We start from the raw sequence: 14,905 nt of genomic DNA on the forward strand, positions 1-14,905 counted from the left end.
CATTTGCTAGTATAAATTCATACGCATAAACGCGTATGGTTGACAGAATACCGGGAGCGACGGGGAGCCGGCTGAACGCCGGCCGGGGGATCAGGCCAGGTTGGCCTGAAGACTGGCGGCGTAGTCCGCCACTTGTTGCAGCAGGCTGCGCTGTCCATCGGCCAGCTCGCCGGCCTGCAGCTCTGCCAATTCCTGCTGGAAGGCGGGCCAGGACTGGGTCAGCCGGTTCTGGCACCAGGCTTTCCAGCGCTTGGCCTCGTCGCCGGACAAGGTGTCCGGGAAGTTGCGCGCGCGGTAGCGGAACAGCAGTTCGGCCAGTTGCGGGTCTTCGAACAGCGCTATTTCGCCGGCCAGTTGTCCGGCGGACAGCCGGCGCATTTTTTGCAGCACTTTGCGGTCGTTGTTGGAAACGAAGCCGCCGTACAGGTTCTGGTCCACGTCCTGCGGTTCGCCGGCTTCGCGCTGGTAGACGCGGCGCCACAGCGCCGACAGCTCAGGCAAGGCGCGGGCGGTTTCGGCGTGGCGGTGGATGGCGGCCAGGTCCATGCCCCAGCGGGCGGCGTTGTCGTCGCCCAGCGCCTTCAGATTGGCCACCACGAACGGCGACTTGTTGATGTGGATGGTCTTGATCGGCAGCCGGGCCATGCCTTCGGGCAATTCGTCGGCGCGGGTGAACATGCGCTGGCGGATGTCGTCGGCGGAGAGGCCGCGCAATTCGGCCGGGTCGTGGGCCAGGTCCCAGACGATCACCTCGTTGGCGTTGGTCGGGTGGGCTGCCAGCGGCCATACCACGGCCAGATTACCGCGCTCGACGCCGTACATGCCGGAGACGTGCAGCACCGGCTTGGGATCGTGCGGAGATAGTTGGACCTTGACCGCGTCCTTCTTGCGCAGCGTCAGATAGTAGTCGAACAGCTTGGGCTGGCGCTGGCGGATCAGCCGCGCCAGCGCGATGGTGGCGCGCACGTCGGACAGCGCGTCGTGAGCCGCTTCGTGCGCCAGGCCGTTGGCGGCGGACAGGTGTTCCAGCTTGAAGCTGGTCCGGCCATCCTCATGCTTGGGCCAGACGATGCCTTCGGGGCGCAGCGCGTAAGTGGCGCGCACCAGGTCCAGCAGGTCCCAGCGGCCGCAGTGGTTTTGCCATTCGCGCGCGTAGGGGTCGATCAGGTTGCGCCAGAACAGGAAGCGGGTCACCTCGTCATCGAAGCGCAGCGAGTTGTAGCCGACGCCGATGGTGGCAGGGGTAGCTAGTTCGCGTTCGATCACGCCGGCGAATTCATGCTCGGCCACGCCTTGCTGGCGGCACAACTGGGGCGTGATGCCGGTCAGCAGGCAGGCCTGCAGCGTGGGCAGATAATCGGGGGAGGGGCGGCAGTACAGCATCACCGGCTCGCCGATCTCGTTCAGCTCGGCGTCGGTGCGGATGCCGGCGAACTGGGACGGCCGGTCCTGGCGCGGCACGGCGCCGAAGGTTTCGTAGTCGTGCCAGAAGAATGTGTGATTGGACATGATGGCGGCGGAAGCGGTAAATGCGGCTATTGTCGCATCGCCGCCGCCCGCCGGGCCAGCTTCTAGTCCATCCAGCCGGGTTTGCGCATCTCGATCAGCGCGCGTATGCCTTCGCGTCCCTCGTCGCTCATCCGCACGGTCAGGCTGTGCTCGATGCAGCGCTGCATCACTTGGGGCGTGATTTCCTGCTTGCCGATCTCGCCGATCAGGTGCTTGGTGGCGCGCATCGCCGCCGGGCTGTTCAGCAGCACCTGGCTCGCCATGTGCTCCACCGCGGCGTCCAGCTCGTCGTTTTCCACCACCTGATGGACCAGTCCCAGCCGTTTGGCCTTGCCGGCGTTGAAGCGTTCGGCGGTGATGCTGTAGCGGCGGGTGGCGCGTTCGCCGATGGCGCGGATCAGGTAGGGCGCGGTGAGCGCGGGAATCTGGCCGAATTTGACGTCGGCCAGGCTGTACAGCGCCTCGGATACGCTGATGGCGATGTCGCAACAGGCGACCATGGCCACGCCCAGACCGAAGGCCGAGCCCTGGACCTTGGCCAGCGTGGGCTGGGGCAGGGTGTCCAGCGTGTGCAGCAGCCGCGCGATCTGCTGCGCGTAGCGGTTCAGCTCGTTGGCGGAAAACTGCGACAGCCGCCGCAGCCATTCCGGATCGTGGCCGGCGGAGAAACTGATGCCGCTGCCGGTCAGCACCACCATGCGCACGGTCGAGTCCTCGGCCAGCGTTTCCAGCGTGGCGGCCAGGAGGCTGATGGTTTCGTCGTCCAGCGCGTTGTGCAGGCCCGGCCGGTTCAGCGCGACGGTGGCGATGCCGCGTTTGTCCACGTTCAGCGTTACGGCGTCGGTGCTCATCATGTTTCCCCTTGTCTAAGAATGGTTGGCCGCCTCAGCCCTGGCGGAAGCGGACGATGGCGCGGGCAAAGGCTTCCACGGCCTCGATGTGCAGCACGTGGGCGGCGCCGGGCAGCACTTCCAGCTCCGCGCCCGGTATCAGTTCCTGCAGCAGCCGCGCCTGGTACAGCGGCGTCAGCCGGTCTTCGTCTCCGACCAGTATATGCACCGGGAGTTGCAATTGAGGCAGCCAGGTGCGGGCGTCGTGCTGGCGGACGCCGTTGATCAGCCGGATCACCGCGTCCCAGTCCACCATGCCCGCCAGCAGCTTCAGATCGTCCAGCATCGCGGCGTTGCCGGCGAGAAAGCGGCTGGAAAACAGCCAGGGCACGCTGATCTGGTAGCGCAGGTCAAGGCCGCCCTGGCTGTTGGCGGCGATCCAGCTGTCGCCGATGTGGTGGTTGACTGTATCGGCCCAGGCCAGCGTGCCGGCCAGCAGCAGGCGGCTCAGCCGGTCCGGATGGCGGTGCGCCAGATGCTGCGCCACCATGCCGCCGTAGGACAGGCCCGCCGCGTACACCTGCGGCAGTTGCAGCCAGTCCAGCAGCGCGGCGGCCAGATCAGCCTGCTCGGCCAGCGCGTAGAGCTCGCCCGGCGGATGCTCGCTCTGCCCCTGGCCGAGGAAGTCCATGCGGATCACCCGGAAATGCGGCTCCAGCAGCGGCATCATCAGCGTCCAGCCCACGGTGGACATGGTGATGCCGTTCAGCAGCAGCAGCGGCTGGCTGCCGTGGCCGCTTTCCTCGTAATAGATCTGATGTCCGGCTAGCTGGGCATGCGGCATGGCGGGCGCTCCTGTCCTGGGCGGTGTCGTGCTTAATTCATTCTAGAACCGGGCGCGCCCGGCTGAACAGATGGCGGGCGCAAATCGCCAGTGTAATGTCGATGACATTTATTGTCGGTAGATTATCCAGGTTGAGCGGAATTCAGGCAGTCGGTCGAGAAATATGCAAACTTGCGTCGAGCCATCCCCGCCGGCCGGGATGGCGGGGTGGTGCCGGGAACTGGAGCAGATCATCGGACAGCGCCGGCTTCAGCCGGTGTTCCAACCCATCGTCGATCTGGAGGCGGGCGGCATCCTGGGTTACGAAGGGCTGATACGCGGCCCGTCCGACAGCACGCTGCACTCGCCGATGATGCTGTTCGAGGCGGCGGAGCGCTGCCAGATGCTGCTGTCGCTGGATCTGGCCTGCCTGCGCGCCTGCGCCGAGCGCTTCGCCGAGCTGGAGCTGCCCGGCCTGCTGTTCGTCAACATCAATCCCGAAACGCTGCTGGCCGAGGAGTCCCGTCCCGGCGCGCTGCAGTCCTTCCTGGCCCGCATCGGCCTGGATGCCAAGCGGGTGATCCTTGAGCTGACCGAAACCCGCCCCAATGGCGGCTACCTGGCCTTGCGCGAGGTGACCGCCCGGCATCGCGGCGACGGCCTGCGCATCGCGCTGGACGATCTGGGCGAGGGCTTTTCCAACCTCAGGCTGTGGTCGGAGCTGAGGCCGGACTTCGTCAAGCTGGACAAGCATTTCGTGCAGAACATCCATCTCGATCCCTTGAAAGAGCAGTTCGTCCGCTCGATGGCGGACATCGCCCGCCAGTCCGGCGCGCTGCTGGTGGCGGAGGGGATCGAGTCCGCGGCCGAGCTGCGCACGCTGTGCCGGCTGGGCGTGCGTTACGGCCAGGGCTATCTGCTGGCCCGGCCGCAGGCGGCGCCGACGCGCGAGATTCCGCTGCAGGCGGCCGCGCTGCCGTGGTTCGGCGGCCGCCGCCACGGCCTGCGCAACCAGCCGCTGGCGCGCGATCTGCTGCTGGAGGTGGAGCCGCTGGAGGCCGGCGTGCCGAACGAAACCGCCTACCGCCGCTTCGCCGACGATCCGGCCTGCTTCGCCATCCCGGTGGTGCAGGGCGGCGTGCCGGTGGGCCTGCTGCGCCGCCACCATCTGCTGGAAAGCTTCGCCAAGCCGTTCAACCGCGAGCTGTACGGCAAGAAGCCCTGCCAACTGATGATGGACAAGCAGCCGCTGGTGGTCAGCGCCGATCTGACCGTGCACGAGCTGTCCAGCCTGGTGGTGGCGGCCGAGCAGCGCTATCTGGTGGACGGCTTCATCATCGCCGAGAACGGCCGCTATCTGGGCATGGGCACCGGCTTCGCGCTGATGCGCAAGATCACCGAGCTGCAGCTGTCCGCCGCGCGTTACGCCAATCCGCTGACCGGCCTGCCCGGCAACGTGCCGATCAACGAGACCATAGACCGGCTGCTGGAGATACGGACCCCGTTCGTGGTGGTGTACGCGGATTTGGACCACTTCAAGCCCTTCAATGATTTGTACGGCTACGCCGCCGGCGATGCCCTGATCGAGCTGGTCGCCCACCTGCTGCTGGAGGGCGTGGATCAGGAGCGCGACTTCGTCGGCCATGTCGGCGGCGATGATTTCGTCGCGCTGATGCAGTCGGAAGACTGGGAATGCCGGCTGCGGCGGATGCTGGAGCAGTTCGGCGAGCTGGCGGCGCAGCATTTTTCCGACGCCCACCGTGGCGCGGGCGGCTTCGAGGTGGCCTCGCGCAACGGCGAGCCGGTGTTCCTGCCGCTGACCACGCTGTCGCTGGGCGTGGTGCGGGTGAGGGCGGGCCAGTATCTGAGCCATCACGAGATCGGCGCGGCGACGGCTGAAGCCAAGAAGCAGGCGAAGAAGCTGCCCGGCAACAGCCTGTTCGTCGAAAGGCGGCAGCCGGGCGCGTCGTCCTGCTGCGCTTGCGGCCGTTGAGCGCGCTGGAGCTTTGCATCGTTTTTTTCTCCAAGTGTTTGATGTCTTAAACGCCGGCTTGCCGCAACGCGGCATTTTCCTTGCTGAGGCGCGCAAACCACAGACGATCGTTCTAGCGCGATCAATCTTGCGATCCCCGCTTGTCAAATTTCTTAAACATGGCATAGGCTGTGTCCACGACTGGCGCATGAGACGCCGGCAGCCGCCCGCACCGCGGCAGGGGAGTGTGAGGACAGTCTTGCCGCAGGCCCGCGTCCTTCTCATTCCATCGCTCCATCTTTCCCGGCAATGCCGGCAGCGCTTTGCCATGCTGTAAGCGTGCCGGCGGCGCCAAGAGGCGGACGGATTTGTCCGCCGCGTGTCTCAAGCGTCCAAAACAGCAAGCGGCGCCGGCAGGGCGCCGCAGTCGGAGGGAGTGGGAACATGTCGGAAGCCATCGCGGCCAGCAAGCAAGCAGCCAGCCCCATCGCCAGCGCGGCCCCGGCCGGCATCGTCGCAGGGGGCGAGCCGCCGTACCTGAGGATAAGCGGCGTGGTGAAGAAGTTCGGCGACCACCTGGCGGTGGATCATATCGACCTCGACATCCGCCGCAACGAGATCTTCGCCTTGTTGGGCAGCTCCGGCTGCGGCAAGTCCACGCTGCTGCGCATGCTGGCGGGGATGGAAACGCCCACATCCGGCCGCATCATTCTGGACGGCCAGGACATGCAGGGCCTGCAGCCGTACGAGCGGCCGGTCAACATGATGTTCCAGAACTACGCGTTGTTTCCGCACATGACGGTGGAGCAGAACGTCGCCTTCGGCCTGAAGCAGGACGGCGCGCCGCGCGACGAGATCGCCGAGCGGGTGGCGAAGATGCTGGACCTGGTGCAGATGCGCAAATACGCCGGCCGCAAGCCGCATCAGCTGTCCGGCGGCCAGCAGCAGCGGGTGGCGCTGGCGCGCAGCCTGGTGAAGCGGCCCAAGCTGCTGCTGCTGGACGAGCCGCTGGGCGCGCTGGACAAGAAGCTCAGGCAGCAGACCCAGCTGGAGCTGGTCAACACCATCGAGGCGGTGGGCGTCACCTGCATCATGGTCACCCACGACCAGGAAGAGGCGATGACCATGTCCAGCCGCATCGGCATCATGAGCGAGGGCAAGCTGTTGCAGGTCGGCACGCCGACCGAAATCTACGAATACCCGAGCTGTCGCTTCACCGCCGAATTCATCGGCGAGACCAATATGTTCGAAGGCGCAGTGGTGGTGGACGAGCCGGACTGGGTAGAGATCAACTCGCAGGAGCTGGGCGGCGTCATCCACATCGACCACGGCATCACCGGCCCCAAGGGCATGCGCGTATGGGCCAGCGTGCGGCCGGAGGACGTGCGGCTGGACAAGCAGCCGCTGCAGCCCGGCGCCAACCGCGCCGCCGGCACGGTGCGGGACATCGCCTACCTGGGCAGCTACTCCGTCTATCACGTGAAACTGGCCGGCGGCAAGATCGTCAAAGCCGTGGTGCCATCGTCGCGCTGGTGCGACGCCAACGAGACCGCGCCCACCTGGGACGAGACGGTCTACCTCAGCTGGCGCGCCGACTCGCCGGTGGTGCTGACCCAGTGACATCCGCGTCCCCGGCTTGCCGGGGGCTTTCCCTTCGATCCGCCTTGAGGACTTTATGCTGCGTTTCGCCCATCAGCCGCATCCGCCATCCTATTACGCCGCCACCGCCCACGCCTGGGACCCGCAGCCTCCGCTGCGCGGCGAGGCAAGCTGCGACGTATGCGTGGTGGGCGGTGGACTGGCCGGGTTGTCGGCGGCGCTGAACCTGCGGGAGAAGGGCTTCTCCGTCCTCCTGCTGGAGGGCTCGCACGTCGGCTTCGGCGCTTCCGGCCGAAACGGCGGCCAGGTGATCGCGGGCTATGCCGGCGATATGGACGGCATCCGCTCCCAGGTGGGCGAAGAGGCGGCCAAGGCGTTGTGGGACATGTCGGTGGAAGCGGTGGAAATCATCGACGAGCGCGTGCGCCGCCACGACATCCAGTGCGACTGGCAGCGCGGCTACGTCAGCGCGGCGGTGAAACCGCGCCATCTGCGGGAGTTGGAGGACTGGCAGCGCGAAGCCGAGGAGCGCTACGACTACGGCGGCATGCAGCTGTGGGACCGAGCGGCGCTGCGGGACAAGCTGGCCAGCGAGCGTTACCAGGGCGGCCTGTTCGATCCCCATTCTGGCCATCTGCATCCGCTCAACTACACCCTGGGCCTGGCCCGCGCGGCATTGGCCGCCGGCGTGGACATCCACGAGCAGACGCCGGCGCTGCGCATCAAGCAGGGCGACGCGCCCAAGGTCTTCACCGAGCATGGCGTCGTGCGCTGCCGCCACCTGGTGCTGGCCTGCAATTCCTACATCGGCGCGCTGGTGCCGCAGCTGGAGCGGCGCATCATGCCTGCCGGCACCTATGTGATCGCCACCGAACCGCTGGGAGAGGAGAGGGCGCGCGCGCTGATCGCCGACAATATGGCGGTGTGCGACACCAACTTCGTGCTCGACTACTACCGGCTGTCCGCCGACCACCGCTTGTTGTTCGGCGGCAAGGTCAGCTATTCCGGCCACGAGCCGCGCGACCTGGCCGGCTCCATGCGCGCCGACATGCTGCGGGTGTTCCCGCAGTTGGCAGATGTCGGCATCGACTACGCCTGGGGCGGCTTCTGCGACATCACCGTCAACCGCGCGCCGGACTTCGGCCGCCTGTCCGGCAATGTCTATTACCTGCAAGGCTTCTCCGGCCACGGCGTCAACATCACCGGCCTGGCCGGCAAGGTGGTGGCCGAAGCGATCGCCGGCACCTCGTCGCGACTGGACCTGTTTTCCAAGATCCGCCACCGCGACTTTCCCGGCGGCAAGCTGCTGCGCACCCCGGCGCTGGTGTTGGGGATGGCTTATTACCGGATGAGGGACTATCTGTAGATAGCGCCGGCGTAGGCGTTATGTCTGAAGCCCGAGCATGCGAGAGCGTGCTCGGGCTATTTATTTACTGCTTGTCCGCTGGAGCATAATTGCTGGTTTATTTGCGGTATTATGCTGATTTTTAAGGCTTGATCTTTTTAGGATCGTAGGTTGGGCTGGGCTTGAGAAGCCCGACGTTTATCGCGATGTATGGCGATTAATATTTATGGGGCGTGGATTTTCTCGGTAAACGTTGTGCTTCATTTCATTCTGCCCAATCTACGGTTCTATTCAAGAGGTAGATCGAAATAATAATATAGTTTCCACTCGACTGCTTGATGGTTCGACGTTCTATCGTGGCCAAGTAAATGGCGTAAATATAGAGGTAATTAAGGTTGGCAATCGAGTTACGGCTGCCTATCCAGCGGGGGGAGTTTTACATCTCTTGAATTACTTGGTTTGACCCCAGAACCTTAAGGAACTAAAATGTTTTCAGATTTTGATGAATACTTGAAATTGCCACTTCCCTCAGATCATTGGTATGACGTAGGGGTTGAATATGTGTCAGGGCTCGTGGAGAAATTTCAGGATTCAGATTGGCAAGCGCTAAGTGATGCTCTGTGTGATAGACCAGCGGAGTGGAGGACTAAGTGTGCTGAAGCGATAGACGTATCTTCAAATAAAAGCGCTATGCATATTTTATTAAATTTACTTGCTGCACCAGAGGATGATGTTGTTATTGCTGCGGCGGATAGCTTGCGTAGCCGTGAAGTGCTGAAAAATGTAGTTTCGGAAGATGAGATTGCTCGACTTAGAAAGATTATGGCTGTTGGGTCTCCGCCAGCCAGGGCGGTTGTTGGAGACCTCCTTAATAAATTAAACCGAGAGCAGTTGGGCTAAACTTGCGAAGCTCACGTTCACCGCGAGATGTGACGATCGATATTTATGGGGTCGTAGATTTTCTCGGTAAATGTTCGGCTTCATTTCATTCAGGGCCGTAGGTTGGGCTGAGCTTGCGAAGCCCAACGTTTACCGCGATATATTGCGATCAATATTTATAGGATCATGAATTTTATCGGTAAGTGTAGGGCTTCATTTCATTTATCCCAAGCTACGGTTCTAGTACAAGATCATCAGCGCTATGGCGCTGACACTGTCGATCACATAAGCGGCGCATCCCTTTAATGGCGATGCGCCGTTTTCTTTTGGATCAAGAATTCATTAACAAGGGCCATAGGTTAGGCTGAACCAGCGCAGCTCAAGATTTCCCGTGATGTCATATGGTCAGAACAGATACCCCCCGGCATACAGCGCCGTCGCCGCGTTGTTGATGATGGGTTTGTCCGGCGGCAGTCGGTCGGGCTGGAAGTTGGCGCCTAGCGTCGCGCCCATCAGGTAGACCCGGCTGCCGTTGACGTGGAATGCCGGGCCGCCGGAATCGCCGGTGGCGGTGCTGCTGTTGTTGGATGCCTCGATGATCAGCGCGTCGGTGAAGTAAAGGTCGGGACGGCTTTGGCGCAGCACCTGGGCCTGGCGGGACGCGATGGCGGCGTTGCGGACCTGGAAAGGGTGGGACAGGTTGAGCTGGCCGCCCTGGGCGTTCAGCACGTCGCCGAAGCCGGTGACGAACACGCCCTTGCCGGTCGGGTCCTGGCGGTAGAAGGCCAGGTCGCTGTTGCCGTAGGCCACGCGGTGCAGCGGGCTGGCGGCGATGTAGTCGCGTATCGGCAGCTTGGCCTTGAAAGAGATGAACATCAGGTCGTAGTCCCAGCGGCCGTGGCCGTTGCGGAACTCGATGTCGCTGCTTTCCGAGTCCAGCCTTTGCTCTTTCGCCGGCAATGGCTGGCGGGTGTTGTCCAGCGCGGCGGCGGGATAGTCGTAGCCGACTTTCAGGCCGTCTAGAAAGCCGGTGATCAGATTGGCGACCTGGTCTTCGTTCCAAGCCGTCGGCGTGGCGATGCCGGAGCGCACGCACAGATTGTGCTTGGCGGTGACGATGCCCTGGATCTGGTTGGCGTCGATGACCAGCACGCCCGAGCCGGTGAAGCGGTCGTTACTCAGCCTGACCGAGCTGAACTGGATCTGCTCCCTGACCGCTGGCGGCAGTTGGGCAAAGGCGTTCAGCGCGTCTCGCTTGGCGGTGTCGTTGAATTGCATGTTCCGCTCCTTCAGTCTGGGGCCGGCGGGGCGCGCGGCGTTCATTCGCAGGGACGAGGAGGGGGCCGGTTTGTGAAGGGCGGCCGGCGCGGGGCCCCGCGGATCCATGCCATGCCTGGCTTGCGGGGCGGCGCAGCGCGGAAGCCGGGAGGACTCAGTCGAAGACCAGCCGATTGCCGACGGCGATATTTGTCTGCCTGGGCAGGAAGTGGCGGGCGTAGCCGCTGCAATGGCAGGCGAAGAGCTGGGTGCCGGCCTGGGACTGGAAATAGCGGCGGACATTCAGTAGCCGCAGCGGGCCGGCGCTGCGCAGGTGGAAGCCGCCTATCACCGCCCGCACGCGGCTGTCGCCGCAGACTTCCATCGCGTAATCGACGGTGTGGCGGATGCCGGAGTGGGCGCAGCCGCTGAAGATGATCAGGCCTTTCTCCGTCCGGCAGACCAGCGCGGAGTCGTCTTCCACCCGGTCCGGCGCGCTGCGGCGGGTTTGCGGCCACAGCCGGCCCATGGCGCGACGGCCTTCACGGTAAGTCTGGCGAGGGATATGGCCGAGAAACACGAAGTCGTCGGCGAAAGGGTAAGGCTCGCGGTGCAGTTGAAGATCGAAGCGATTCTCCATATCGGCCGGGATGGCCGGAATGCCGAGCCGCCGCAGCTGCCATGGTCCCAGCATGGCGGCGCGCGGCAGCAAGGCGTGCGGATGCGCGATCAGCTGCGGCCGCTTGTCCGCCGGCAGGATGGGGGACAGCGCGGATAGGCCGCCGCTGTGGTCGTAATGGCCGTGGGACAGCACCAGATGGCTGAGCGTGGACAGATCGACGCCCATCTTTGCGGCGTTATCCAGCAGCAGGCCGCTGCGTCCGGTGTCGAACAGCACGCGGTGGCCGTTGTGCTCTATCCATAGCGACAGGCCCGCTTCTGCCTGCAGGGCTGGCCGGTGGCTATGGTTTTCCACCAATACGCTGACTCTCATCGGGGTTTGGCGAGCGTGCCGCGTCGCGTCGGGATCAATGCTGGTCTGGTCATTCTATGGGTGAGCAAGGGTGGAATTACTGGCCGCGCATGAACAGCTTGTCGAGGTCGCGCATGGTCAGCCGGCTCCAGGTGGGGCGGCCGTGGTTGCATTGGCCGGAGCGCTCGGTGGCTTCCATGTCGCGCAGCAGCGCGTTCATTTCCGGCAAGGTCAGCTGGCGGTTGGCGCGCACCGAGCCGTGGCAGGCCATGGTGGCCAAGAGCTCGTTGCGGCGCTCGGTCAGCACCTGGGTCAGGCCGAACTCGCGCACGTCCTTCAGCACCGCCCGCGCCAAGTCCACCGGATCGCCGTCCTTCAGCCACACCGGCACGCCGCGCACGGCGATTTGGGTCGGCGACAGCGGCGCCAGCTCCACGCCCAGCCGTTTCATCTCCTCGCCATGCTCGTGGGCGGTGGCTACTTCCATGCGGTCGGCGGCGAAGGATACCGGCAGCAGCAGCGGCTGCAGCGGGATGGCGTCGGCTTCCAGCGCGGTTTTCAGACGTTCGTAGACGATGCGCTCATGGGCGGCGTGCATGTCCACCAGGATCAGCCCTTCGGCGCACTGGCTGAGGATGTAGACGCCGTGCAGCTGGGCCAGCGCGAAGCCCAGCGGCGGGATGCCGTTTTCGTCGTGGGCGGGCATCGCCAGCACCGCCGGATGCGGCAGCGGCGCGGCGGGGGAGGGCATGGCCGGCTCGGAACGCGACAGCGCCCGCTCTTCCTCGCGCAGGCCGCTGAACATCTTGTCGTAAACGCCCACCGCCTCGCGCGCCACATTCAGCGGGATGGATTGCTGCTGATATTGGAAAGGCTGCGGCGCCGGCATGCCGGACGAGGCCGGCCGGGGCGAGGCGCTGGCGAACAGCGGCGCCGACGCGCCGCGCGGCAGCTGCGGAGCGGCCGGTTCCGCGCCTTCCACCTGAACCGTCGGAACGGCGCCGGCGCTGGTGCCGGCCAATGCCTTGTGCACGCTGTGGAACAGGAACTGGTGCACCGCCTGGCTCTCGCGGAAGCGGACTTCGATCTTGGTCGGGTGCACGTTGACGTCCACGCCGGACGGCTCGAGCTGGAAGAACAGCGCGTAGGCGGGATGGCGATCGTGGTGCAGCACGTCGCGGTAGGCTTGGCGCAGCGCGTGCTGGGCGGTCTTGTCGCGGACGAAGCGGCCGTTGACGTAGAAGTACTGAGCGTCGCGGCTGGCCTTGGAGTAAGTGGGCGAGGCGACGAATCCCGTCAGCGCCAGCGGGCCGGCCTGGCTGTCCAGCGGGATCGCGGCGGCGACGAAGTCCTTGCCCAGCAGCGCGGCCACGCGGTCCTCGGCGCTTTGCGAGGGCAGCCGCCACGCCACCTTGCCGTTGTGGCGCAGCAGGAACTCCACGTCCGGGTGCGCCAGCGCGATGCGTTCGAAAGTGGCCGCGCAGTGCGCGTACTCGGTGTTCTCGCTCTTCAGGAATTTGCGCCGAGCCGGGGTGTTGAAGTACAGGTCCACCACTTCCACGCTGGTGCCGTGCGGATGGGCGGCCGGCTCCACCGGGTGCAGCGTGCCGTCTATCGCGATGATCTGGTGGGCGTGGTCGGCGTCCTGCGGCCGGCTCACCAACGTCAGCCGCGACACGGACGCCACGCTGGCCAGGCCCTCGCCGCGGAAGCCCAGCGTGGATACCGATTCCAGATCGTCCAGCGAGGCGATCTTGCTGGTGGCGTGGCGGTCCAGCGCCAGCGGCAGGTCGTCGGCGGCGATGCCGGCGCCGTTGTCGGTCACCCGGATCAGCTTGATGCCGCCCTGTGCCAGGTCCACGCTGATCCGCGTCGAGCCGGCGTCCAGGCTGTTTTCCAGCATCTCCTTCAGCGCGGAGGCGGGGCGTTCCACCACCTCGCCGGCGGCGATCTGGTTGACGAGGTGGTCGGGCAGGCGTTGGATGCGTGTCATGGGCGGCGTTTGGGCGTGGTGTCAAAACAAAAGGCCGCGCGAGGCGGCCCTGTCGATTCTACTACGGATCAGCCGCGGGCGGCCGCGCGCTTGTGGCGCCAGATTTCGATCAGCCCCGGCAAGAACGATACGAAGATGATGCCGAAGATCAGCAATTCCAGATTCTTGCGCACGAAGGGCAGGTTGCCGAAGAAATAGCCGGCGTAAGTGAAGCCGACCACCCAGGCGACGGCGCCCACCACGTTGTAGCGCAGGAACTGCGGATAGTGCATCTTGCCGATGCCGGCCACGAACGGCGCGAAGGTGCGCACGATGGGCACGAAGCGGGCGAAGATGATGGTCTTGCCGCCGTGGCGCTCGTAGAAGGCGTGGGTCTTGTCCAGGTACTGTGGTTTGAGGATGCGCGGGAACATCTCGAACAGCCGCATGCCGACATTGCGGCCGATGGCGTAGTTGGTGGCGTCGCCCAGGATGGCGGCGACGATCAACAAGATGACCAGCAGGTGCGGGTTCATCTGGCCCATCGCCGCCAGCGCGCCGGCGACGAACAGCAGCGAGTCGCCGGGCAGGAAGGGCGTGACCACCAGGCCGGTTTCGCAGAACACGATCAGGAACAGGATGGCGTAGATCCAGGGACCGTAGGCGGCCACCAGTTGGGTCAGGTGGGCGTCGATGTGCAGGATGAAGTCGATCAGAAACGTGATGGCTTCCATGATTTCCGTTATGAGCTAGGTGGGCAGACGCGAAACTGGCCGGACAAGCCGGCCAGTCGTTCAGAAGGCGATGATCAGACCACCGCTTCCTCTTTTTGTTTCACCGGCTTGATCATGTGCTCGCGCTTCACGCCCAGCCACAGCGCGATCGGGCTGGCCACCAGCACCGACGAGTAGATGCCGAACACGATGCCGATGGTCAGCGCCATCGCGAAGCCATGCAGCGCCGGGCCGCCGAACACCAGCATCGACACCACCATCATCTCGGTGGAGAAGTGAGTGATGATGGTCCGGCTCATGGTGGAGGTGATGGCATTGTCGATCACCTCGGCCACCGCGTGGCCGCGCATGCCCGGCTTGCGGAAGTTTTCGCGGATCCGGTCGAACACCACCACCGATTCGTTCACCGAGTAGCCCAGCACCGCCAGGATGCCGGCCAGCACGGTCAGCGAGAATTCCCAGCGGAAGAAGGCGAAGCAGCCAAGGATGATCACCACGTCGTGCATGTTGGCGATGATGGCCGCGACGGCGAAGCGCCATTCGAAGCGGATGGCCAGATAGAGCATGATGCCTACGCAGACCAGGATCACCGCGGTCAGGCCGTGGGAGACCAGCTCCTCGCCGACGCTGGGGCCGACGAAGTCCACCTTGCGCAGCTGCACGGTGGGGTCGGCGGCCTTCAGTTGGCCCATCACCTTGTCGGACAGCTGGGCGGTGCTGGTGCCCGGCTTGTTCGGCAGGCGGATCATCACGTCGCGGCTGGTGCCCAGGTTCTGCACCGTGGATTCGCCCAGCTTCAGCGCGTCCACCTTCTCGCGGATCTGGTCCAGGTTGGCCGACTGCTGATACTGCAGCTCCAGCACGGTGCCGCCGGTGAACTCCACGCTGAAGTTCAGGCCGCGGGTGGCCAGGAAGAACACGGCGAGCACGAAGGTCACCAGCGAGATCGCGGTGGTGAGCCGGCCGTAGCTCATGAACGGGATGTCCCGTTTGATGCGGAAAAGCTCCATGG

Annotated in this window: 12 protein-coding genes; 4 read left to right on the forward strand and 8 right to left on the reverse strand. The window is 64.7% G+C overall.

The window, feature by feature from the left end; translation table 11 throughout:
* Window positions 1-90 precede the first annotated feature (90 nt).
* The 3 genes from sbcB to BKX93_RS19600 all read right to left on the reverse strand — a co-directional run bounded on the left by sbcB (window position 91) and on the right by BKX93_RS19600 (window position 3,183).
* A complete protein-coding gene (gene sbcB, locus BKX93_RS19590) occupies window positions 91-1,509 on the reverse strand; it encodes an exodeoxyribonuclease I (protein ID WP_070980976.1) in 1,419 nt (472 codons plus the stop codon).
* A gap of 62 nt (window positions 1,510-1,571) precedes the next feature.
* Window positions 1,572-2,360 carry an enoyl-CoA hydratase-related protein gene (locus BKX93_RS19595; RefSeq protein WP_046157102.1) on the reverse strand — a complete coding sequence of 263 codons (789 nt, stop codon included), beginning with the start codon at window positions 2,358-2,360 and terminating at the stop codon, window positions 1,572-1,574.
* A 34-nt stretch (window positions 2,361-2,394) separates the two neighbouring features.
* A complete protein-coding gene (locus BKX93_RS19600) occupies window positions 2,395-3,183 on the reverse strand; it encodes an alpha/beta fold hydrolase (protein WP_046168697.1) in 789 nt (262 codons plus the stop codon).
* A 163-nt stretch (window positions 3,184-3,346) separates the two neighbouring features.
* On the opposite strand from BKX93_RS19600, the gene BKX93_RS19605 reads away from it, so the two are divergent.
* The 4 genes from BKX93_RS19605 (at window position 3,347) to BKX93_RS24855 (ending at window position 8,978) form a co-directional block, all read left to right on the forward strand.
* On the forward strand, window positions 3,347-5,155 hold the full coding sequence (locus BKX93_RS19605) for a GGDEF domain-containing protein (protein WP_070980977.1): 1,809 nt from the start codon (window positions 3,347-3,349) through the stop codon (window positions 5,153-5,155).
* A 423-nt stretch (window positions 5,156-5,578) separates the two neighbouring features.
* Entirely contained in the window at window positions 5,579-6,754 is a 1,176-nt protein-coding gene (locus tag BKX93_RS19610; RefSeq protein WP_083340607.1) for an ABC transporter ATP-binding protein, read from the forward strand.
* 55 nt (window positions 6,755-6,809) lie between these two features.
* Complete coding sequence (locus tag BKX93_RS19615; protein ID WP_070980978.1) at window positions 6,810-8,099, forward strand: NAD(P)/FAD-dependent oxidoreductase; 1,290 nt, start codon at window positions 6,810-6,812, stop codon at window positions 8,097-8,099.
* Window positions 8,100-8,564: 465 nt separating this feature from the next.
* Window positions 8,565-8,978, forward strand: coding sequence for a hypothetical protein (locus tag BKX93_RS24855; protein ID WP_145929343.1), 414 nt, complete (start codon window positions 8,565-8,567; stop codon window positions 8,976-8,978).
* A gap of 384 nt (window positions 8,979-9,362) precedes the next feature.
* Here BKX93_RS24855 and BKX93_RS19620 read toward each other — a convergent pair whose 3' ends face one another.
* From BKX93_RS19620 to secF, 5 genes are all read right to left on the reverse strand, one after another.
* The gene (locus BKX93_RS19620; protein WP_070980980.1) at window positions 9,363-10,235 is read right to left on the reverse strand and encodes a trypsin-like serine protease; all 873 of its coding nucleotides are present in this window, start codon (window positions 10,233-10,235) and stop codon (window positions 9,363-9,365) included.
* A gap of 154 nt (window positions 10,236-10,389) precedes the next feature.
* On the reverse strand, window positions 10,390-11,208 hold the full coding sequence (locus BKX93_RS19625; protein ID WP_070980982.1) for an MBL fold metallo-hydrolase: 819 nt from the start codon (window positions 11,206-11,208) through the stop codon (window positions 10,390-10,392).
* Between the two features lie 76 nt (window positions 11,209-11,284).
* Entirely contained in the window at window positions 11,285-13,180 is a 1,896-nt protein-coding gene (gene mutL / locus BKX93_RS19630; protein WP_070980984.1) for a DNA mismatch repair endonuclease MutL, read from the reverse strand.
* A gap of 68 nt (window positions 13,181-13,248) precedes the next feature.
* Window positions 13,249-13,893, reverse strand: coding sequence for a DedA family protein (locus BKX93_RS19635; RefSeq protein WP_046157095.1), 645 nt, complete (start codon window positions 13,891-13,893; stop codon window positions 13,249-13,251).
* A 74-nt stretch (window positions 13,894-13,967) separates the two neighbouring features.
* On the reverse strand, window positions 13,968-14,903 hold the full coding sequence (gene secF, locus BKX93_RS19640; RefSeq protein ID WP_046157094.1) for a protein translocase subunit SecF: 936 nt from the start codon (window positions 14,901-14,903) through the stop codon (window positions 13,968-13,970).
* Window positions 14,904-14,905 lie beyond the last annotated feature (2 nt).

Origin of the sequence: Chromobacterium vaccinii, assembly GCF_001855275.1 — a bacterium.
GTDB classification, from domain to species: domain Bacteria; phylum Pseudomonadota; class Gammaproteobacteria; order Burkholderiales; family Chromobacteriaceae; genus Chromobacterium; species Chromobacterium vaccinii.